The 20,918-nt window shown below is 70.7% G+C and carries 20 protein-coding genes; 12 read left to right on the top strand and 8 right to left on the bottom strand.

Going from position 1 to position 20,918, the window contains the following annotated elements; all coding sequences use genetic code 11:
* Window positions 1-156: 156 nt before the first annotated feature.
* Genes KA711_04595 through xth form a run of 3 tightly spaced genes read right to left on the bottom strand, consistent with a single transcriptional unit; the run spans window position 157 to window position 3,280 of the window.
* Window positions 157-1,626, bottom strand: coding sequence for a M20 family metallopeptidase (locus KA711_04595; GenBank protein ID MCM0608259.1), 1,470 nt, complete (start codon window positions 1,624-1,626; stop codon window positions 157-159).
* A 35-nt stretch (window positions 1,627-1,661) separates the two neighbouring features.
* Complete coding sequence (locus tag KA711_04590; GenBank protein MCM0608258.1) at window positions 1,662-2,504, bottom strand: lysophospholipase; 843 nt, start codon at window positions 2,502-2,504, stop codon at window positions 1,662-1,664.
* Window positions 2,492-3,280: an exodeoxyribonuclease III gene (gene xth / locus KA711_04585; GenBank protein MCM0608257.1), complete on the bottom strand. Its 789-nt coding sequence runs from the start codon at window positions 3,278-3,280 to the stop codon at window positions 2,492-2,494. The genes KA711_04590 and xth overlap by 13 nt, the downstream gene beginning before the upstream one ends.
* A 33-nt stretch (window positions 3,281-3,313) precedes the next feature.
* Here xth and pyrE point away from each other — a divergent pair, with 33 nt between their 5' ends.
* Together pyrE and KA711_04575 are read left to right on the top strand one after the other, a co-directional pair.
* Window positions 3,314-4,012, top strand: a complete 699-nt coding sequence (pyrE, locus tag KA711_04580; GenBank protein MCM0608256.1) for an orotate phosphoribosyltransferase — start codon at window positions 3,314-3,316, stop codon at window positions 4,010-4,012.
* A gap of 5 nt (window positions 4,013-4,017) precedes the next feature.
* A complete protein-coding gene (locus KA711_04575) occupies window positions 4,018-4,692 on the top strand; it encodes a hypothetical protein (GenBank protein MCM0608255.1) in 675 nt (224 codons plus the stop codon).
* Here KA711_04575 and gatB read toward each other — a convergent pair.
* From gatB to gatC, 3 genes are read right to left on the bottom strand one after another with little or no spacing between them, the layout of a single operon-like run.
* Window positions 4,681-6,177: an Asp-tRNA(Asn)/Glu-tRNA(Gln) amidotransferase subunit GatB gene (gene gatB / locus KA711_04570; GenBank protein ID MCM0608254.1), complete on the bottom strand. Its 1,497-nt coding sequence runs from the start codon at window positions 6,175-6,177 to the stop codon at window positions 4,681-4,683. The genes KA711_04575 and gatB overlap by 12 nt on opposite strands.
* On the bottom strand, window positions 6,174-7,697 hold the full coding sequence (gene gatA / locus KA711_04565; GenBank protein ID MCM0608253.1) for an Asp-tRNA(Asn)/Glu-tRNA(Gln) amidotransferase subunit GatA: 1,524 nt from the start codon (window positions 7,695-7,697) through the stop codon (window positions 6,174-6,176). Before gatA ends, gatB begins: the two co-directional genes overlap by 4 nt.
* Window positions 7,694-8,002, bottom strand: a complete 309-nt coding sequence (gatC, locus tag KA711_04560; GenBank protein ID MCM0608252.1) for an Asp-tRNA(Asn)/Glu-tRNA(Gln) amidotransferase subunit GatC — start codon at window positions 8,000-8,002, stop codon at window positions 7,694-7,696. Before gatC ends, gatA begins: the two co-directional genes overlap by 4 nt.
* Before the next feature lie 146 nt (window positions 8,003-8,148).
* Between gatC and KA711_04555 the strand changes: the two genes are divergently transcribed.
* Genes KA711_04555 through rodA form a run of 5 tightly spaced genes read left to right on the top strand, consistent with a single transcriptional unit; the run spans window position 8,149 to window position 13,833 of the window.
* A complete protein-coding gene (locus tag KA711_04555; GenBank protein ID MCM0608251.1) occupies window positions 8,149-9,195 on the top strand; it encodes a rod shape-determining protein in 1,047 nt (348 codons plus the stop codon).
* A 24-nt stretch (window positions 9,196-9,219) separates the two neighbouring features.
* The gene (gene mreC / locus KA711_04550) at window positions 9,220-10,161 is read left to right on the top strand and encodes a rod shape-determining protein MreC (protein MCM0608250.1); all 942 of its coding nucleotides are present in this window, start codon (window positions 9,220-9,222) and stop codon (window positions 10,159-10,161) included.
* A complete protein-coding gene (mreD, locus tag KA711_04545) occupies window positions 10,158-10,679 on the top strand; it encodes a rod shape-determining protein MreD (protein MCM0608249.1) in 522 nt (173 codons plus the stop codon). The genes mreC and mreD overlap by 4 nt, the downstream gene beginning before the upstream one ends.
* 11 nt (window positions 10,680-10,690) lie before the next feature.
* Window positions 10,691-12,679, top strand: a complete 1,989-nt coding sequence (mrdA, locus tag KA711_04540; protein ID MCM0608248.1) for a penicillin-binding protein 2 — start codon at window positions 10,691-10,693, stop codon at window positions 12,677-12,679.
* Window positions 12,676-13,833 carry a rod shape-determining protein RodA gene (gene rodA, locus KA711_04535; GenBank protein ID MCM0608247.1) on the top strand — a complete coding sequence of 386 codons (1,158 nt, stop codon included), beginning with the start codon at window positions 12,676-12,678 and terminating at the stop codon, window positions 13,831-13,833. Before mrdA ends, rodA begins: the two co-directional genes overlap by 4 nt.
* Here rodA and KA711_04530 read toward each other — a convergent pair.
* Together KA711_04530 and KA711_04525 are read right to left on the bottom strand one after the other, a co-directional pair.
* Window positions 13,820-15,358: a sensor histidine kinase N-terminal domain-containing protein gene (locus tag KA711_04530; protein ID MCM0608246.1), complete on the bottom strand. Its 1,539-nt coding sequence runs from the start codon at window positions 15,356-15,358 to the stop codon at window positions 13,820-13,822. The two genes, rodA and KA711_04530, sit on opposite strands and share 14 nt — an antisense overlap.
* A gap of 36 nt (window positions 15,359-15,394) precedes the next feature.
* A complete protein-coding gene (locus KA711_04525) occupies window positions 15,395-16,066 on the bottom strand; it encodes a response regulator transcription factor (GenBank protein ID MCM0608245.1) in 672 nt (223 codons plus the stop codon).
* Between the two features lie 226 nt (window positions 16,067-16,292).
* Here KA711_04525 and recA point away from each other — a divergent pair, with 226 nt between their 5' ends.
* From recA to sucD, 5 genes are all read left to right on the top strand, one after another.
* Entirely contained in the window at window positions 16,293-17,333 is a 1,041-nt protein-coding gene (gene recA, locus KA711_04520) for a recombinase RecA (GenBank protein ID MCM0608244.1), read from the top strand.
* A gap of 55 nt (window positions 17,334-17,388) precedes the next feature.
* Window positions 17,389-17,967 (top strand): regulatory protein RecX, encoded by a 579-nt coding sequence (locus KA711_04515; protein ID MCM0608243.1) that lies wholly within the window; start codon window positions 17,389-17,391, stop codon window positions 17,965-17,967.
* Window positions 17,968-18,109: 142 nt separating this feature from the next.
* A complete protein-coding gene (locus KA711_04510; GenBank protein MCM0608242.1) occupies window positions 18,110-18,682 on the top strand; it encodes a DUF2889 domain-containing protein in 573 nt (190 codons plus the stop codon).
* Between the two features lie 38 nt (window positions 18,683-18,720).
* A complete protein-coding gene (gene sucC, locus KA711_04505) occupies window positions 18,721-19,881 on the top strand; it encodes an ADP-forming succinate--CoA ligase subunit beta (protein MCM0608241.1) in 1,161 nt (386 codons plus the stop codon).
* A gap of 98 nt (window positions 19,882-19,979) precedes the next feature.
* Complete coding sequence (sucD, locus tag KA711_04500; GenBank protein ID MCM0608240.1) at window positions 19,980-20,873, top strand: succinate--CoA ligase subunit alpha; 894 nt, start codon at window positions 19,980-19,982, stop codon at window positions 20,871-20,873.
* Window positions 20,874-20,918 lie beyond the last annotated feature (45 nt).

The following is a 20,918-nucleotide window of genomic DNA, read 5'->3' as shown; positions in this document are numbered from 1 at the left end:
ATTTGGTCACTAAAGAGACCATAAAGTATTTATGGAAACTTTCTGGTTTCAAGTTCCGTCGCGGGCGGTGCCCGCCCGACCATCCCGTCCGGCACGCGCCCCGTCCGCCCGCCCCATCCGCCCGCCCGGTCCCCCGGGGCCCCGTGGGCGCTCAGCTCAGGGCAGCGCGGCGATCACCTGGGCCACGCTGGCGGTGAGCTTCTTGCCGTAGGGCACGTGCAGGAACTCGTTGGGTCCGTGCGCGTTGCTTTTCGGGCCGAGCACGCCGCAGACCATCATCTGGGCCTTCGGGAAGCCGGCCTGCAGCATGCTCATCAGCGGGATCGTGCCGCCCTGGCCGATGTAGCCCAGGGGTGCGCCCCAATGCGACATCGAGGCCCCGTTCAGAGCCTGTTCCAGCCAGGGTGAGAGCTCCGGCGCGTTCCAGCCCGTGGCGCCCAGCTGGCCGGCGCGGCCGTCGGGGTGGAAGGTGACGCGGGCGTTGTAGGGTGCGTTGTCTTCCAGCAGCGTCTTCAGGCGCAGGCTGGCCTCGTGGCCGTCGACCAGCGGCGGCAGCCGCAGGCTCAGCTTGAAGGCGGTGTGTGGCCGCAGCACATTGCCGGCGCTGGCCAGCTCCGGGAAGCCCTCGGCCCCGGTGACGCTCAGCGTGGGCCGCCAGGTGCGGTTGAGCAGGCCTTCGACCGGGTCGGTGGTGGTGGGCAAGGCCACCCCGCCGTCGGCGCCGCAGGCCCAGGGGAAACGCTTCCAGACCTCATCGCCCAGGATGGCCGCCGTGGCCTGTGCCTGCGCCCGGCGCGAGGCCGGGATCTCGCAGTGGAAGCTCTCGGGCAGCAGCCGGCCGGTGGCGCTGTCTTCCAGCCGGTCGAGCACGTGGCGAAGGATGCGGAAGCTGCTGGGCACCAGGCCCGAGCTGTCGCCGCTGTGGATGCCCTCGGTGAGGACCTCGACCTTGAGCACGCCGCTGACCATGCCGCGCAGGCTGGTGGTGAGCCAGAGCTGGTCGTAGTTGCCGGCGCCGCTGTCCAGGCACACCACGAGGCCGATGTCGCCCAGGCGGGGTTTCAAGGCCTCGATGTACAGCGGCAGGTCCGGGCTGCCGCTTTCCTCGCCACTCTCGATGAGCCCCACGCAGCGCGGCCGCGGGATGCCCTGGCGGTCGAGTGCCTCGATGGCGGTGATCGCAGCGTAGACCGCGTAGCCGTCGTCGGCGCCGCCGCGGCCGTAGAGCAGGCCGTTGTCGTAGCGGGGCGTCCAGGGGCCGAGGCCGCTGCGCCAGCCGCTGAACTCGGGCTGCTTGTCGAGGTGGCCGTACAGCAGCACGGTGCCGCCCTGGCCCTCGGCCGCCGGCCGCGTGGCCGGAATGTCGAAGAACAGCACAGGCGTGCGGCCCGGCAGCCGGATCACCTCCAGCGTGAGCCCGGCGACGCGACGGCCTTCCACCCAGCGTGCCGCGTCGGTGACGACACGGTCGAGCAGGCCGTGTTCGGCCCACTTCGCGTCGAACATCGGGCTCTTGGCCGGCACCGCGATGTAGTCGGTGACGGCGGGCACGATGCGCGTGTCCCAGGCTTCTTCGGCAAAGGCGGCCAGCGCGCCGGCCTCGGCGCTGCGGGTGGGGGCGTTCATGGCGTCGGTCTCCGGGGAGAAGTCGGGATGGCAGTCTAGAACCGCCCGAGCCACTGCGTCAGGCGCATCAGCACGCCCTCGCGTTCCAGCTCGTTGAAGATCTCGTGGCGCAGGCCCCCGAACTCGAAGGCCGTCAGCACCGCGGCGGGCACGGCCCTGGCGAAGGCGTGGCTGCCGCCCGGGTCGACGATGCGGTCGGCGCCGCCCCACATCAGCAGCGTCGGCAGCGCCCAGCGCGGCGCGGCGGCGCGCACCTGCCCGCCCGCGTCGAGGATGAAGCGCGCCAGCCGCGCGCTGATGCGGTCGTGCACCAGCGGGTCGGCGGTGTAGGCGGCGACCATGGCCTCGTCGTGCGACAGGCCCTGCGCATCGATGCCGTTGCGCTGCGGCAGGTCGGGCATCAGGCGTTCGCCCAGGGCCAGCTGCAGACGCTGCCAGGCCGACAGGTGCGCCCGCAGCGCCGGAGAGGACAGCACCAGGCCGTCCAGCGGCCGCGACCACGCCGCCGGCTGCGGCGCCAGCGCCTCGGCCACGAAGCGGGCGGCCACCGCGCCACCCATGCTGTGGCCCAGCAGCACCAGGGGGCCCGGCGCGCGCGGGCGCACCGCGTCCACGACGGCGCCCAGGTCGGCCAGCAGGCTGTCGGGCGCGGCCAGCACGCCCTGGCGGCCACCGCTGCGGCCATGGCCGCGCTGGTCGAAGCCGCTGACGTGCCAGCCGGCGCCGTTCAGCGCCTCGGCCACGTGGGCGTAGCGGCCCACGTGTTCTCCCAGGCCATGCACCACCAGCACCGTGCCGCGGGGTGCCACGGCCGCTGTCGGCCAGTGCCGCAGGTGCAGGCGCAGGCCGTCGGCGGTGGGCAGCGTCAGAGTGTCCACGCGTAGTCGATGGTCAGCGGCGCGTGGTCGGAGAAGCGCTCGTCGAGGTAGATCGAGGCCCGCTTCGCGGTCGCGGCCACGGCGGGCGTGGCCAGGTGGTAATCGATCCGCCAGCCCACGTTCTTGGCCCAGGCCTGGCCGCGGTTGCTCCACCACGTGTACTGCTCGGGTCGCGGGTCGAGCGTGCGGAACACGTCCACCAGGCCGCACTCGCCAAAGAGCTGGTCGAGCCAGGCGCGCTCTTCGGGCAGGAAGCCGCTGTTCTTCTGGTTGCCTTTCCAGTTCTTGAGGTCGATTGCCTGGTGGGCGATGTTCACGTCGCCCATGAGGATGAACTCGCGCTCGGCCTTCAGAGCCCGAAGATGGGGGTACATCTTCTTCAGGAAGCGGAACTTGGCGGCCTGGCGCTCCTCGCTGCTGCTGCCGCTGGGGAAGTAGCAGCTGATGACGCTGAACTTGCGCCGGGCGCTGTCGTAGCGCGCCTCGACCCAGCGGCCCTCGTCGTCGAACTCCGGAGCGCCGAAACCGGTGATGACGGCGCTCGGCGGTTTCTTCAGGTACAGCCCGACGCCGGAATAGCCCTTCTTCTGCGCGAAGTGGAAGTGGCCCTGCATCGGGCCGATGCGGTCGAGGGTGCCGGCCACGTCGTCGGCCTGCGCCTTGAGCTCCTGCACCCCCATACAATCCGGCGCCGCCGCGTCGGCCCAGGCCATGAAGCCCTTTTTCGCCGCCGAGCGCAGGCCGTTGAGATTGAGCGTGACCAGTCTGAAAGCCAAGGAAACCCTCCACCGCCCGCCGGCCCCCCCGCGATGAGCACCGCCACACCGGACCCGATCGCACAGACCTTCGTGCCCTTCGCGTTGCGCGCGGGCGTGCTGCGCTTCGGGGAGTTCCGCACCAAGGCCGGACGGCTGTCGCCGTATTTCTTCAATGCCGGTGACTTTGACGATGGCGCCAAGCTCGGCGAGCTCGCTTCATTCTATGCACGGCGCCTGCTGCAGGCCCGCGAGGCCGGCACGCTGCGTTTCGACATGCTCTTCGGCCCCGCCTACAAGGGCATCACGCTGGCCTCGGCGGTGGCGGTGGAGATGGCGCGGGCCGGCCACAACCTGCCCTACGCCTACAACCGCAAGGAAGCCAAGGACCACGGTGAGGGCGGCACGCTCGTGGGCGCGCCGGTGCGGGGCCGCGTGCTGATCATCGACGACGTGATCTCCGCCGGCACCTCGGTGCGCGAGTCGATCGCGATGATCCGCGCCGCCGGCGCCGAGCCCGCGGGCGTGGCCATCGCGCTCGACCGCCAGGAGCGCGCCACGCACGACGGTGCGGATGCGCCCTGGAGCGCGGTGCAGTTCGTCGAACGCGAGCTCGGTCTGCCGGTGGTGGCCGTGGCCACGCTGGCCGATCTGCTGCAGTGGCTGCGCGCCAGCGCCGACCCCTCGCTGGCCGAGCGCGCCGCGGCGGTCGAGGTCTATCGCGCGCGGTACGGCGTGCAGCCGGCGGGCTGAACACCATGCGGGCGGGGGTTCCCGTCGCCTGGCTGCTCAGTTTGGCGGGCCTGGGGCCCGCGCCGGCCGCGTCGCAGCCCCTTCCTGCCCCGGGCACGGGCATCTACACCTGCATCGACGACCGCGGGCGCCGCCTCACGGCCGACCGGCCGATCGCCGAGTGCCGGCACAAGGAGCAGCAGGTCCGCAACCGCGACGGTTCGGTGCGCGCGGTCCTGCCGCCCACGCTGACGGCGGAGGAGCGCGCCTCGAAAGAAGCGGGCGAGCGCGCCGCCGAACAGGCGCGGGCCGCGGCGGCCGACGCCGTGCGCCGCGACCGCAACCTGATGTCGCGCTATCCGACCGAGGCCTCGCACCAGCGTGCGCGCGAGGCCGCCCTGGACACCGTGCGCCTGGCCATGCGCGCCACCGAACTGCGGCTGCGCGAGCTCAAGGCCGCGCGCAAACCGCTGCTCGACGAGGCCGAGTTCTACGCCGGCAGGACGCTGCCACCCAAGCTGCGCAACGCGCTGGACGCCAACGATGCAGCCGTCGAGGCCCAGCGGGCCGCCAGCGCCACCCAGGAGGCCGAGCTCGTCCGCATCAACCGGCTGTACGACGCCGAGCTGGAGCGCTTGCGCCGGCTTTGGGCCGGTGCGCCGCCGGGCGCGCTGCCGGCGGCGTCGGCCTCACGCCCCTAGCTTCTTCTTCAACAGCTCGCCGGCCTGCGCCGGGTTGGCCAGGCCCTTGCTGGCCTTCATCACCTGGCCCACCAGCGCGTTGAAGGCCTTGTCCTTGCCGGCGCGGTACTCGGCCACCGACTTTTCGTTCTTGGCCAGCACCTCGTCGACAATGGCCTCGACCGCGACGCTGTCGTTCAGCTGCTTCAGGCCCTTGGCCGCGATGACGGCGTCGACGTCGCTGGCCTCGCCGGCCCAGAGTGCCTCGAAGACCTGGCGTGCGCCGCTGTTTGACACCGTGCCGTCGACGACGCGGCCGATCAGCGCGGCCAGCGTGGCCGGCGCCAGCGCGATGGCGTCGATCGTGCGGCCTTCGGCGTTCAGGCGCTTGCTCACCTCGCCCATCAGCCAGTTCGCTGCCAGCTTGGCCCACGCGGTGGCGCCGCGGTCGCCCTCCAGCGCCCGGCCGGCGTCGCGCACGGCCTCGTAGTAGCGCGCGAAGGCCAGGCTCTGCGTCATCATCGCCGCGTCGTGGGCCGGCAGGCCGTCGTCATGCTCGAAACGCGCCGCCATGGCGCGCGGCAGCTCGGGCATCGCCGCCTGCACGCGCGCCACCCACTCGGGCGCGATCACCAGCGGCGGCAGGTCGGGGTCGGGGAAGTAACGGTAATCGTGAGCGTCTTCCTTGGTGCGCATGGCCCGCGTCTCGCCCGTGTCGGGGTTGAACAGCACGGTGGCCTGCTCGATGGGCAGGCCGTCCTCGACGCGGTCGATCTGCCACTGCACCTCGAAGTCGATGGCCTGCTGCAGGAAACGGAAGCTGTTGAGGTTCTTGATCTCGCGCCGCGTGCCGTAGGGCTGGCCGGGCTTGCGCACGCTCACGTTGGCGTCGCAGCGGAAGCTGCCCTCCTGCATGTTGCCGTCGCAGATGCCCAGCCACACCACCAGCGCATGCAGCGCGCGGGCGTACTCCACGGCCTCGGCGCTGCTGCGCATGTCGGGCTCGGAGACGATCTCCAGCAGCGGCGTGCCGGCGCGGTTGAGATCCACCCCGGTGGCCGGCCGGCCGTCAGACAGGTGGAACTCCTCGTGCAGGCTCTTGCCCGCGTCTTCCTCCAGATGCGCGCGCGTCAGGCGCACGGCGCGGGGCTGGCCGTCCAGCACGAACTCGACCCGGCCACCCTGCACCACCGGGATCTCGTACTGGCTGATCTGGTAGCCCTTGGGGAGATCGGGGTAGAAGTAGTTCTTGCGCGCGAAGATGCTCAAGGGCGCCACGTGCGCGCCCACGGCCAGGCCGAACCGGATGGCGCGTTCGACGGCGCCGCGGTTGAGCACCGGCAGCGTGCCCGGCAGCGCGAGATCGACCGCGCAGGCCTGCGTGTTGGGGGCGGCACCGAAGGCGGTGGCCGCGCCGCTGAAGATCTTGCTGACGGTGGCGAGCTGGGCGTGCGTTTCGAGGCCGATGACGACCTCGTGGCCGCGGATCAGGGCGGGGGCGCTCACAGCGCGGGCTCCTGGGTGTGGAAATCGGTGGTCTGCTGCAGGGCATGCGCGGTGTGCAGCAGTGTGCCTTCGTCGAAGTGGCGGCCGATGAGCTGCAGGCCCACCGGCAAGCCCCCGGCGCCGAAGCCCGCCGGCACACTCATGCCCGGCAGCCCGGCCAGGCTGGCCGGCAGCGTGAAGATGTCGGCGAGGTAGGCCCGCAGCGGGTCACCCGCCTGCTCACCGAGCTTCCAGGCCACCGTGGGCGCCACCGGGCCGGCGATGACATCGCACTCGCGGAAGCAGGCGGTGAAGTCGTCGGCGATCATGCGCCGCAGCTTCTGCGCCTGCAGGTAGTAGGCGTCGTAGTAGCCGTGGCTCAGCACGTAGGTGCCGATCATGATGCGGCGCTTGACCTCGGCCCCGAAGCCCTCGGCGCGGCTCTTCTTGTACAGGTCGAGCAGATCGCCGTGCTGCCCGGCGCGGTGGCCGAACTTGACGCCGTCGTAGCGGCCGAGGTTGGAGCTCGCCTCGGCCGGCGCGATGATGTAGTAGACCGGGATCGACAGCTCGGTGCGCGGCAGGCTCACGTCCACCAGCGTGGCGCCGAGCTTCTCGAGCTCGGCCAGCGCGGCGCTCACCGCGGCGCCGACGTCGGACGCCAGCGCCGCCGGGAAGAACTCCTTCGGCAGCCCGATGCGCAGTCCCCGCAGCGGACGGCCTGCCGTCGCGCCGTCGCGCCGCCGGGTGAGCGCGCCCACGTAGTCGTCGGGCGCCCGCGCGGCGCTGGTGGCGTCGCGCTCGTCGAAGCCCGCCATGGCCGCCAGCAACAGCGCGCAATCTTCGGCGGTGCGCGCCATCGGGCCGGCCTGGTCCAGGCTCGACGCGAAGGCGATCATCCCGTAGCGGCTGCAAACGCCATACGTGGGTTTGATGCCGGTGATGCCGCAGAAGGCCGCCGGCTGTCGGATGGAGCCGCCGGTGTCGGTGCCGGTGGCCGCCGCCACCAGGCGCGCCGCCACCGCGGCCGCGCTCCCGCCCGACGAGCCGCCCGGCACGCGCGTGCGGTCCCAGGGGTTGAGCACCGGGCCGAAGGCCGAGTTCTCGTTGGCCGAGCCCATCGCGAACTCGTCGCAGTTGAGTTTGCCCAGCAGCACCGTGCCGGCCCCCGGGCCGCGGCCCGGCTCGCCGGGCCCCAGCCGGGCCACCACGGTGGCGTCAAAGGGGCTGCGATAACCGGCCAGCATCCTGGAGCCCGCGGTCGACGGCAGCCCGGTGCGGGCGTGGTCGGTGACGAAGATGTCCTTGTGGGCGATGGGCACGCCGGCCAGCGCCCCGGCCGTGCCGGCGGCACGCGCGGCATCGGCGGCGCGGGCCTGGTCGCGGGCGCGTGCCTCGTCCACCGCCAGGAAGGCGCCAAGCCCGGCGTGGGCCCTGATGCGCGACAGCAGGGTCTCGGTGAGCTCCAGTGCGGAGAAGCGCCCCTCGGCCAGCCCGCGCAGCTGCCCGGCCACCGTCAGCGTGTGCGGCGAGCCGTTCATTCGATCACCCGCGGCACGAGGTAGAGCCCCGCCTCGACCGCCGGCGCGCTGGCCTGGTTGAGGCCTCGTTGAGACTCAGAGACGGGCTCGGTCACTGCGTCGTCGCGCAGGCGCAGCGCCACCTCCTGCACCGCCGACAGCGGCGTGAACAGGGGCTCGACGCCGTGTGTATCGACCGCATCCATCTGTTCGACGATGCGGAAGAAGCTGCCCAGCTGCGCCAGCATCTGCGAGGACTCGGCTGTGGAGAGGTCGAGCCGCGCCAGGTGCGCGATGCGGCTCACGTCAGAGGGTGTCAGGGACATTCGGAGGAGGACCGGCGGTCGCTGCGCGCAGCTGCAAATGGCAGCGCTTCAGAGACGCTCGCGTGCATGGGGTCGGTTATTATCTCCGGCCAACCTGCATGCCCAAGCCGGCAGGGACTGGACGCTCCCGAACGCCCCTGCCGCCCATGTTCGCCGCCTCCCTGCGCCGCTATTTCTCGACCGACCTCGCCATCGACCTCGGCACCGCCAACACGCTGATCTACGTGCGCGGCAAGGGCATCGTGCTGGACGAGCCTTCCGTCGTGGCCATCCGCCACGAGGGCGGCCCCAACGGCAAGAAAACGATCCAGGCCGTCGGCAAGGACGCCAAGGCCATGCTGGGCAAGGTGCCCGGCAACATCGAGGCCATCCGGCCGATGAAGGACGGCGTGATCGCCGACTTCACCGTCACGGAGCAGATGCTCAAGCAGTTCATCAAGATGGTCCACCCGCGCTCGGTGCTGCGCCCGAGCCCGCGCATCATCATCTGCGTGCCCTGCGGCAGCACGCAGGTCGAGCGGCGCGCCATCCGTGAGTCGGCGCTCGGCGCCGGTGCCTCGGACGTCTACCTGATCGAGGAGCCCATGGCCGCCGCCATCGGCGCCGGGCTGCCGGTGTCCGAGGCGTCGGGCTCGATGGTCGTCGACATCGGCGGCGGCACCACCGAGGTGGGTGTCATCAGCCTCGGTGGCATGGTCTACAAGGGCAGCATCCGGGTGGGCGGCGACAAGTTCGACGAAGCCATCATCAACTACATCCGCCGCAACTACGGCATGCTGATCGGCGAGCCCACGGCCGAAGCCATCAAGAAGACCATCGGCAGCGCCTTCCCGGGCAGCGAGGTCAAGGAGATGGAGGTCAAGGGCCGCAACCTCAGCGAGGGCGTGCCGCGCAGCTTCACCATCAGCTCCAACGAGATCCTCGAGGCGCTGACCGACCCGCTGAACCAGATGGTCAGCGCGGTGAAAAACGCGTTGGAGCAGACACCGCCCGAGCTCGGCGCCGACATCGCCGAGCGCGGCATGATGCTCACGGGCGGCGGCGCGCTGCTGCGCGACCTCGACCGCCTGCTCGCCGAGGAGACCGGCCTGCCGGTGCTGGTGGCCGAAGACCCGCTGACCTGCGTGGTGCGCGGCTGCGGCATGGCGCTGGAGCGCATGGAGCGCTTGGGCTCCATCTTCACCTCGGAGTAAGCCCGCCACCGCGTCGGGGCCTTCATGCCGCTGGGCACGATCGACCGCACGCCGCCGCCGTTTTTCCGCCAGGGCCCTTCGGCCTTGAGCAAGCTGGTGTTCTTCTCGGCGCTGGCCATCTTCCTGATGGTGGCCGACACACGCATGCAGATCGCGCAGCCGGTACGCCAGGCGCTGGCTGTGGCGCTGCTGCCGCTGCAGCGGGCGGTGGCGGTGCCGGTGGAGATGGCGTCGGTCGGTGGCGACTACCTGCACGGGCTGGCGGCGGCACGCCGGGCGCAGCTGCAGGCCGAGCAGCTTGCCGCCGGGCTGGCCGAGCGCGCCACGCGCGCCGAGCACCTGGCGGCCGAGAACGCCCGGCTGCGCGCGCTGCTGGCGCTGCGCCCCGCCCTCACGGTGCGCTCGCTGCCGGCCGAGGTGCTGTACGAGGCCGCGGACCCGTACTCGCGCAAGGTCTTCATCGACCGCGGCCTCATCCAGGGCGTCAAGCTCGGCGCCCCGGTCATCGGCGAGGCCGGTGTGCTGGGGCAGGTGACGCAGGTGTACCCGGTCACATCGGAGGTGACGCTGCTCACCGACAAGGACGCCGCCATTCCCGTGCTGAACACGCGCACGCAGCAGCGCAGCGCCGCTTTCGGGGCAGGGCGCACCGGTGGCCTGGAGCTGCGCTTCATGAGCGGCAACGCCGATGTGCAGGTGGGCGACGTGCTGCACACCAGCGGCCTGGATGGTGTCTACCCGCCCGGCCTGCCGGTGGCCAAGGTGGCGTCCGTCGAGCGGCGCGTCGAGTCGGGCTTCGCGCGCATCGCACTGGAGCCGGTGGCGCGTGCCGACGGGATGCGGCAGGTGCTGGTGCTCGAGCCCATCGGGGTGCAGCTGCCGCAGCGGCCGGAGCCGGTGGAGCCCCTGGCCAAGGGCAAGCCCGAGAAGACGCCCAAACCACGCCCGGGGATGCCGTCACCATGATCATGCCGCGGGGCTCGGACCAGCTGCTGCTGCCGGCCAAGCCAGTGTTCATCTACGGTTCGCTGCTGCTGGCCTTCGGCGTGCACCTGCTGCCGCTGGGTCGCCACGCGGCGATGCCCGACCTGCTGGCGGTCGCCCTGGTGTTCTGGAACGTGCACCAGCCGCGCCGCGTGAGCGTGGGCCTGGCCTTCGTGGCCGGGTTGGCGCTGGACGTGCACCAAGGCGCCATCCTCGGCCAGCACGCCCTGGCCTACACGCTGCTGTCGTACGTGGCGGTGGTCATTCACCGTCGGCTGTTGTGGTTCGGCGTGGTGGAGCAGGCGCTGCACCTGGTGCTGCTGTTCGCCGCCGCGCACGCCGTCTCGCTGGTGGTGCGGCTGGTCGCCGGCGACATGTTGCCGGGCTGGTGGCTGCTGGCGGCGCCGCTGCTGGAGGCTGCGTTGTGGCCGCTGGCCACCTGGCTGCTGCTGGCGCCGCAGCGCCGCGCGCCCGATCCCGACCAGAATCGACCCCTGTAGAGCACCCTCTCATGGCCGCCGTTCTGCGCGACGTCGAACTGGAGATCGACCGCTTCCGCGGCCGCGTGCTGGCCGCCGCCGCGTTCGTGCTGGTGCTGTTCGGGCTGGTGTCGGCGCGGCTGGTGTACCTGCAGGTGATCCGCCACGACGAGCTCGCCACCCAAGCCGAGGCCAACCGCATCGCGGTGGTGCCCATCGTGCCCAACCGCGGCCTCATCGTCGACCGCAACGGCATCGTCCTGGCCACCAACTACTCGGCCTACACGCTGGAGATCGCCACCCGCCAGACGCGGGGCGCCGCGCTCGAGGCCCTGGTCGACGAACTGGCGCAGGTGGTGGAGATCACGGCCCGCGACCGCCGCCGCTTCCGCCAGCTGCTGGCCGAGATGAAGGGCGCCGAGTCGCTGCCCATCCGCAGCAAGCTCACGGACGAGGAGGTGGCCCGCTTCACCGCGCAGAGCTTCCGCTTCCCCGACGTGCAGATCAAGGCCCGCCTGTTCCGCCACTACCCGTTGGGCGAGACCGGCAGCCACCTGCTGGGCTACATCGGGCGCGTCAACGCCGCCGAGAAAGCGGCCATGGACGAGTGGCCCGAGGAGCGACAGAGCAACTACAAGGGCACCGAGTACATCGGCAAGCTCGGGCTGGAGCTGGCCTACGAGCACTGGCTGCACGGCACCACCGGCTTCGAGGAAGTCGAGACCACCGCGGGCGGCCGGGCCGTGCGCCGTCTGAGCAGCCACCCACCGACCCCGGGCGACAAGCTGGTGCTGTCGGTGGACATCCGGCTGCAGGCGCTGGTGGAGCAGCTCTTCGGCGACCGTCGCGGCGCGCTGGTGGCCATCGACCCGCGCAACGGCGAACTGCTGGCCTTCGTCAGCAAGCCCACCTTCGACCCCAACCTCTTCGTCGACGGCATCGACAGCGAAAGCTGGAAGGAGCTCAACGAGAGCATCGACAAGCCGTTGCTGAACAGGGCCCTGCGGGGAACCTATCCCCCTGGCAGCACCTTCAAGCCCTTCATGGCGATGGCCGCCCTGACCAGCGGCAAGCGCGGCGCCGCCACCGTGATCCAGGACGGCGGCACCTTCCAGTTCGGCAACCACATCTTCCGCAGCCACGGCGACAAGGGCCTGGGCCCGGTGGACATGCACCGCAGCATCGTCAAGAGCAGCAACGTCTACTACTACACCCTGGCCAACGAGATGGGCGTGGACCTGATGCACGAGCACCTCGAGCCCTTCGGTTTTGGGGTGAAGACCGGCATCGACCTCGAGCACGAGGTCGCCGGCATCCTGCCGAGCACCGAGTGGAAGCGGCGCTTCTTCAAGCGCCCCGAGCAGCAGCGCTGGTATGCGGGCGAGACCATCTCGCTGGGCATTGGCCAGGGCTACAACAGCTTCACGGTCCTGCAGCTGGCCACGGCCACGGCCACGCTGGTGTCGGGAGGACAGCGCTTCCAGCCGCGGCTGGTGCGCGAGATCGAGGACGTCATCGGCGGCCAGCGCAAGCTGCTGCCGCGCGAGACGCTGGCGCCGCTGCCGCTCAAGCCCGAGGACGTGGCCGTCATCCGCCGTGCACTGAACGCCGTCACGCAGGAGGGCACGTCGACGCGCGTGTTCGCCGGCGCGCCCTACGCCAGCGGCGGCAAGACCGGCACGGCGCAGGCCGTGGGCGTCCGCCAGGGCGAGAAGTACAACGCCGCCCGGCTGGCCGAACACCAGCGCGACCACTCGCTGTACGTGGCGATGGCGCCGGTGGACGCGCCCACGGTGGCGCTGGCGGTGGTCGTCGAGAACGCCGGCTTCGGCGCCGAGGCCGCCGCGCCGATTGCGCGGCGCGTCTTCGACTACCTGCTGCTGGGCCAGTGGCCGAGCGAGGAAGACATCGCACTCGTGCGCGAGGGCCGCGCCGCCGCGCCGGTGGGCATGCCACGGCGGGCACAGGACGTGCCGCTGCAAGGCGCCGGGCCGCCCGGCGCGGCCGTGGACGCCCGATGAACGCCGTCTTCGAGCAGCCCTCGTGGCCGCGCCGGGCGGCGCGCGTGTTCTCGGGCTTCGACGGCCCGCTGTTCCTGGCCATTGGCCTGCTCGCCGCCATCGGCCTGGTGGTGATGTACTCGGCCGGTTACGACAGCGGCACGCGCTTCGCCGACCACGGCCGCAACATGTTGATCGCGCTTGTCGTGATCTTCTTCCTGGCCCAGGTGCCGCCGCAGAAGCTGGAGCAGCTGGCGGTGCCGCTGTACCTGCTGGGCGTGGTGTTGCTGCTGGCTGTGGAGTTTTTCGGCGTCACCCGCAAGGGCGCCACACGCTGGCTCGACATCGGTGCCACGGTGATCCAGCCCAGCGAGATCCTGAAGATCGGGCTGCCGCTGATGCTGGCCTGGTGGTTTCAGAAGCGCGAGGGCCAGTTGCGCGTGGCCGACTTCCTGGTGGCCGCGGTGCTGCTGGCGGTGCCGGTGCTGCTGATCGCCAAGCAGCCCGACCTCGGCACGGCGCTGCTGGTGTTGGCTGCGGGCGTGTTCGTGATCTTCTTCGCCGGCCTGAGCTGGCGCCTCGTGGTGCCGGTGCTGGTGCTCATCGTGACGGGCATCGTCACCATCGTCGCCATGGGCGACAGCTGGTGCCAGCCCGGCGTGGAGTGGATCGGCCTGCGCGAGTACCAGAAGACCCGGGTCTGCACGCTGCTCGATCCCACCAGCGACCCGCTGGGCAAGGGCTTCCACATTCTGCAGGGCATGATCGCCATCGGCTCCGGCGGGCTGGCGGGCAAAGGCTTCATGCAGGGCACGCAGACGCACCTGGAGTTCATCCCCGAGCGCACCACCGACTTCATCTTCGCGGCCCTGAGCGAGGAGTTCGGCCTCGCGGGCGTGCTGATGCTGCTGGCCGCGTTTGTCTTCCTCATCTTCCGCGGCCTGGTCATCGCCGCCGAGGCGCCCACGGTGTTCTCGCGCCTGCTGGCCGGTGCCGTGACGATGAGCATCTTCACCTACGCGTTTGTCAACATGGGCATGGTCAGCGGCATCCTGCCGGTGGTGGGTGTGCCCCTGCCTTTCGTCAGTTACGGCGGCACGGCCATGGTGACCATGGGCTTGGGTCTGGGCATCCTCATGTCGGTGGCCCGCAGCAAGCGGCTCATGCAGAGCTGATCGTGGCCGCTGGCAGGGGGGGCAGCGGGAAACGCACCGTGAACAAAGCCCCGGGCGACGGCCCGCCCGGGCCGGTGTGGCGCGGGCGTGCGTCGGACAGCGTGATGGTGGCGCCGTGGCGCTGCGCGATCTCGCGCACGATGGCCAGGCCCAGCCCGGAGCCGTCGACCTGCGTGCCCAGCGCGCGGTAGAAGGGGCGGAACACGGCGTCGCGCTCGGAAGGCGGGATGCCGGGGCCGGTGTCCTCGACCTGCAGCACGACGACCTGGCCGAAGGGGTCGGGCACCACGCGGACCGTCACGGTGCCCCCGGCCGGTGTGTACTGCAAGGCGTTGTCCAGCAGGTTGCGCACCAGCTCGCCCAGCAGGACCGGCTCGCCCAGCAGCGTCAGGCCAGGCAGCGCCACCTCGTCCTCGGGTCCTTCGTAACCCAGGTCGATGTGGCGGTCCATGGCCTTGGTGACGAAGTCACGCACCACCGCGCGCACCAGCGACGGCAGCATCACCGGCTGGTGCTGCGGCACCTGGCCCGAAGCCGAGTCGGCCCGCGCCATTGCCAGCAGCTGGTTCACCATGTGCGCCGCCCGCTGAGTCGACACCGCGATCTGCTCCAGGGAGTGCGTCAGCGTCGCGGCATCGCCGCGGCCGGCCGCGATGTCACGGGCGGCCAGTTCGGCCTGCATGCGCAGCCCCGCCAGGGGCGTCTTCAGCTGGTGGGCGGCGTCGGCCAGGAAGTGCCGCTGGGCGGCAATGGTCTGGTCCAGCCGCTGCAGCAGGTCGTTGATCGAGCCCACCAGCGGTGCCACTTCGTCAGGCACACCGGCCATCTCGATCGGGCTCAGGTCGGTGCTGTCGCGGCGACGGATGCGCTGCTGCACGTCGGCCAGCGGCCGGATGCCGCGCGACAGCGCCAGCCACACCAGCAGCACCGCCACGGGCAGGATCACGAACTGCGGCAGCAGCACGCCCTTGATGATCTCGGTGGCCAGGCGCGAGCGCTTGCCCAGCGTCTCGGCCACCTGCACCAGTGCGTCGCCCTCGCCGCCTGCGCCGGCCAGCACCAGCCACGCAACCCGCACCGGTTGATCGCCGATGAAGTCGTCGCGAAAGCGCACACCGTTGGTGTCGGCACCAGCCGTTGCCGCCGGGCCTGGGGCGGCATCGCCGGGCAGCGCCAGGCGCGCATCACCGGCCATCAGCTGACCGCGCGCGCCCAGCACCTGGAAGAAGGCGTTGTCGCCGTCGTCCTCGGTGCGCAGCAGGGTCAGCGCCGTGCGTTCCAGCGCGGAGCGCAAGTCCGGCGTGGCGGGCCCGTCAGCCTCGATCACCTGCACCGAAGCCTGCCGCGCCAGCGCCAGCACGGCCTCGGCGAGCTCGCGGTCGTAGGGGCGGTTGGCGATTCCCTGGGCCACCAGCCAGGTCAGCCCCAGGCTCATCGGCCACAGCAGCAGCAGCGGAGCGAGCATCCAGTCGAGGATCTCGCCGAACAGTGATCGCTGCTCGACGCGGCGCCTCGCGTCGATCATGGTCGCCTGCCCCGGCCCCGGCGCGGCGGGACGCCGTCAGGCCGCAATCTTTTCGAGGCAGTATCCCAGGCCTCGCACCGTGGCGATGCGCACCGGCCCCTGTTCGATCTTCTTGCGCAGGCGGTGGATGTAGACCTCGATGGCGTTGTTGCTGACCTCTTCGCCCCATTCGCAGAGGCGCTCGACAAGCTGGTCTTTGCTCACCAGGCGGCCGGCACGCTGCAGCAGCACCTCGAGCAGGCTGAGCTCGCGCGCGGAGAGCTCCACCATCTGGTCGTTCAGGTAGGCGACGCGGCCGGTGGCGTCGAAAGTGAGCGGGCCGTGCTTGAGCAGGCTGCTGGCGGTGCCCAGGCCACGCCGCGTGAGCGCGCGAACACGGGCCTCGAGCTCCTGCAGCGAGAAGGGCTTGGCCATGTAGTCGTCGGCGCCGAGGTCGAGACCCTTGACACGCTGCTCCACGCTGTCGGCCGCCGTGAGGATGAGAACCGGCACGGCGCTGCCGCGCGCGCGCAACTTGCGCAGCACCTCGAATCCGTGCATCTTGGGCAGGCCCAGGTCGAGGATCACGAGGTCAAACTCATGCGCAGCCAGGGCACCGTCGGCCTCTGAGCCGTTGCCGACCTGGTCGACGGCGTAGCCCGAGGACCGGAGGCTACGCAACAGCCCGTCGGCGAGCACCTGGTCGTCTTCGGCGATGAGGATTCTCACGGCGTGTCTCCTGCGGCTGCGGCTCTTGCAGAGCCCACGCTCTGAACCGGCGCGGTAGGCTCATTCTAGGCAGCAGGGTGACGCCACCCTTGCGCAGCGTCAAGGCCCAAGACCCGTGGCCCGACTGCCGCCGGTGGCCCCGCGGCCGGGCGCCACCAAAAGGGCTGTACGCCCATCCAGTCTTCTGGCTATCATCCGCCGAAACCGCCACCCTCAGGAGAGCCCCATGGACGCACCCGTCAAAGCGCTGAACACCGAAAAAGCCAAGGCCTTGCAGGCCGCGCTGGCGCAGATCGAAAAGCAGTTCGGCAAGGGCTCGATCATGCGTCTGGGCGAGGGCGAGGTCATCGAGGACATCCAGGTCGTCTCCACCGGCAGCCTGGGCCTGGACGTCGCCCTGGGCGTGGGCGGCCTGCCGCGCGGCCGCGTGGTCGAGATCTACGGCCCGGAGTCCTCGGGCAAGACCACGCTCACGCTGCAGGTCATCGCCGAGATGCAGAAGGAAGGCGGCACCTGCGCCTTCATCGACGCCGAGCACGCGCTTGACATCCAGTACGCGCAGAAGCTCGGCGTCAACCTGCAGGAGCTGCTCATCAGCCAGCCCGACACCGGCGAGCAGGCGCTCGAGATCGTCGACGCCCTGGTGCGCAGCGGCTCGGTCGACCTCATCGTCGTCGACTCGGTGGCCGCGCTCACCCCCAAGGCCGAGCTCGAGGGCGAGATGGGCGACGCGCTGCCGGGCCTGCAGGCGCGCCTCATGAGCCAGGCCCTGCGCAAGCTCACCGCCACGATCAAGAAGACCAACACCATGGTCATCTTCATCAACCAGATCCGCATGAAGATCGGCGTCATGTTCGGCAGCCCCGAGACGACGACCGGCGGCAACGCGCTCAAGTTCTACGCCTCGGTGCGCCTGGACATCCGCCGCACCGGCAGCATCAAGAAGGGCGAAGAGGTCATCGGGTCGGAAACCAAGGTCAAGGTCGTCAAGAACAAGGTCAGCCCGCCCTTCAAGACTGCGGAATTCGACATCCTCTACGGCGAGGGCATCAGCCGCGAGGGCGAGATCGTCGACATGGGCGTGGAGGCGCGCATCCTCGACAAGTCCGGCGCCTGGTACGCCTACAACGGCGAGAAGATCGGCCAGGGCAAGGACAACGCGCGCGAGTTCCTGCGCGAGAACCCCGAGCTGGCGCGCGAGATCGAAAACAAGATCCGCGACAGCCTGGGCATCGCGCTGCTCGGTGGTGCCGCCGCTGCGCAGTAAGCCCGCGAGCCGGGCCGAAGGCGGTCCGCCGCTGCGCGCCGCCGACGGGCCCACGCTGGGGGCGCTGAAGTCGCGCGCGCTGCGCTGGCTGGCGCAGCGCGACCACAGCCGCGCCGAACTGGAGCGCAAGTTGATCGCGCACGCGCGGGCGCTGGCGCGGCTGGCCGAGGCGGCCCAGGCCGGCGCAGGGCCCACCGGACCACCCGACGCGCCCGCCCCCGACGCCGCCATTCCCAACGCGACCTTCCCCGACCGCCTGCTGCGCGAACGTGTCGCCGCCGTCATCGGCGGTCTGGCCGCCGCCGGGCTGATGAACGAGCCGCGCATGGCCGAGGCGCTGCTGGCGGCCAAGGCGCCGCGCTTTGGCGAGAGCCGGCTGCGCCAGGTGATGCAGCAGCGCGGCCTGGAGCCTGCGCTGGTGGACGCCGCCGTGCAGCAGGCCCGCGACAGCGAGTTCGAGCGCGCCCAGGCGCTGTGGCAGCGCCGCTTCGGCGGCCCGGGCGCCACGCCGGCCGAGCGGGCGCGTCAGATGCGCTTTCTGGCCGGCCGCGGATTCTGCGGCGACGTCATCCGCCGCGTCGTGCGCGGCGGCGCTGGCGACGACGCCCTCGCGGCCGACGAAGCCCTGGACTGACCCCTCTACATCGCCCCGGTCGCCCGGCCCTCATGGGGCCCGGCCGGAGCCGCGGCGTCAGCTTCGCGCCGGAATGTGCGTGCTACATTCGCGCCCGCCCGTTGCTGCGCCGCCGCATCGGCTTTGCAGTCCGCCCTTGCCGATGAGCCTCCCAACCGCGGCGCCGACCCGCCAGCTGAAGCACCGCCGTCAGATCGACGTGCAGGTGTTCGCGCGCGACGACGGCCTTTGGGAGGTCGACGCCACCGTCTTTGACGCCAAGACCCGAGTTGCTCAGATGGCGGATGGCCCACGCCCGCCGGGCGCCCCGATCCACGACATGCTGCTGCGGCTGGTGGTGACGCGCGAGCTCGACATCGTCGAGGCCGGCTCCGAGACGCGCGCCATGCCTTATCCCGGCATTTGCAGCGAGCATGGCGACGCCTACCGGCGTCTGGTCGGCCTGAATCTGCTGAAGAACTTCCACCGCGAGGTGCGCGCGCGCCTGGGCGGCGTGCAGGCATGCACCCATCTCACCGAATTGGCCCAGGTGCTGCCCACAGCCGTGGTGCAGGGCTTTGCCGGTGAGGTGATCGACACCCGCGGCACCGCCGACGGCGCGGCGCAGCCCTACCAACTCGATCGGTGCCATGCGCTGCGCACCGACGGCCCGGCCGTGCGCGAGTTCTACCCGCGCTGGTTCCGCCCGGCAGCCGCCCCGGCGTCCGAATCCTGACCCCGACGACCACTGCAGAACCCTCGCGAGGAGGCGACATGAAGATCCACGAATACCAGGCCAAGGAACTGCTGCGCCAGCACGGCGTGCCCGTGCCGCGCGGCTACCCCGCCTTCACCGTGCGCGAGGCCCAGGAGGCGGCCCAGAAGCTGGGCGGCAGCGTCTGGGTGGTGAAGGCCCAGATCCACGCGGGTGGCCGCGGCAAGGGCGGCGGCGTCAAGCTCGCCCGCTCGCTCGCCGAGGTCGAGACGCTCGCCGGCCAGATCCTCGGCATGCAGCTCAAGACGCACCAGACCGGCCCCGAAGGCCAGAAGGTCCGCCGTCTCTACATCGAGGAAGGCGCCGACATCCAGAAGGAGTACTACGTGTCGCTGGTGACCGACCGCGCCACGCAGAAGGTGGCCTTCATCGCCAGCAGCGAAGGCGGCATGGACATCGAGGAGGTCGCGCACAGCACCCCCGAGAAGATCATCACCGAGGTCATCGACCCGCTGGCCGGCCTCACCGAGGCGCAGGCTCTGAAGATCGCCGCTGCCATCGGCCTGCCCCAGAACAGCACCGCGCAGGCCGTGGACCTGTTCCGCAAGCTCTACGCCTGCTACATGGCCACCGACGCCTCGCTGGTGGAGATCAACCCGCTCAACCGCGACAGCCAGGGCAAGCTGATCGCGCTCGACGCCAAGTTCAACTTCGACAGCAACGCGCTGTTCCGCCACCCCGACGTGGTGGCCTACCGCGACCTCGACGAAGAAGACCCGGCGGAGGTGGAGGCCAGCAAGTTCGACCTCAGCTACATCAGCCTCGACGGCAACATCGGCTGCCTGGTCAACGGCGCCGGCCTGGCGATGGCGACGATGGACACCATCAAGCTCTTCGGCGGCGAGCCGGCGAACTTCCTCGACGTCGGCGGCGGCGCCACGGCCGAGAAGGTGACCGAGGCCTTCAAGATCATGCTCAAGAACAAGAACGTGAAGGGCATCCTCGTCAACATCTTCGGCGGCATCATGAAGTGCGACACCATCGCCGAGGGCGTGATCGCCGCCTGCAAGGCGGTCAACCTCAGTGTGCCGCTGGTGGTGCGCATGAAGGGCACCAACGAGGAGCTGGGCAAGAAGATGCTGGCCGACAGCGGCCTGCCCATCATCAGCGCCGACACGATGGCCGAGGCGGCGACCAAGATCGTCGCGGCCGTCCGGTAGACCCACCTTCCGTTCGGGCTGAGCTTGTCGAAGCCCTGGCGACACCCACCATGCCCTTCGACAAGCTCAGGGCGAACGGAGTCTGAACAGGTAGCACCATGTCGATCTACATCAACAAGGACACGCGTGTCATCACGCAGGGCATCACCGGCAAGACCGGCCAGTTCCACACCAGGGGCTGCCAGGCCTACGCCCATGGCCAGGCCTGTTTCGTGGCCGGCGTGAACCCCAAGAAGGCCGGCGAGCGCTTCGAGGGCATTCCCATCCACGCCAGCGTGGCCGAGGCCAAGGCCGCCACCGGCGCCACCGTCAGCGTGATCTATGTGCCGCCCGCGGGCGCCGCCGACGCCATCTGGGAGGCCGTCGAGGCCGACCTTGACCTCGTGATCTGCATCACCGAAGGCATCCCCGTGAAGGACATGCTGATGGTGCGCAACAAGATGAAGCAGAAGGAGGCCGCCGGCGGCAAGCAGACGCTGCTGCTCGGCCCCAACTGCCCGGGTCTGATCACGCCCGAGGAGATCAAGATCGGCATCATGCCCGGCCACATCCACCGCAAGGGGCGCATCGGCGTCGTCAGCCGCTCGGGCACGCTCACCTACGAGGCCGTGGCGCAGCTCACCGAGATCGGCCTGGGCCAGAGCAGCGCGGTCGGCATCGGCGGCGACCCGATCAACGGCCTGAAGCACATCGACGTGATGAAGGCCTTCAACGACGACCCCGACACCGACGCCGTGATCATGATCGGCGAGATCGGCGGCCCCGACGAGGCCGAGGCCGCGCGCTGGTGCAAGGCCCACATGAAGAAGCCCATCGTCGGCTTCATCGCGGGTGTCACCGCGCCCCCGGGCAAGCGCATGGGCCATGCCGGCGCGCTCATCAGCGGCGGCGCCGACACCGCCGACGCCAAGCTGGCCATCATGGAGGAGTGCGGCTTCAAGGTGACGCGCAACCCGTCCGAGATGGGCCGGCTGCTGAAGTCGCTGCTGTAGACACGATGCCTATGTAGTTGCCACAGGGCGCCGCCCGGCGCCCTG

This window comes from Ideonella sp. WA131b, assembly GCA_023657425.1.
GTDB lineage: Bacteria > Pseudomonadota > Gammaproteobacteria > Burkholderiales > Burkholderiaceae_C > Rubrivivax.
This window is presented reverse-complemented; position numbering and strand designations above follow the sequence as displayed.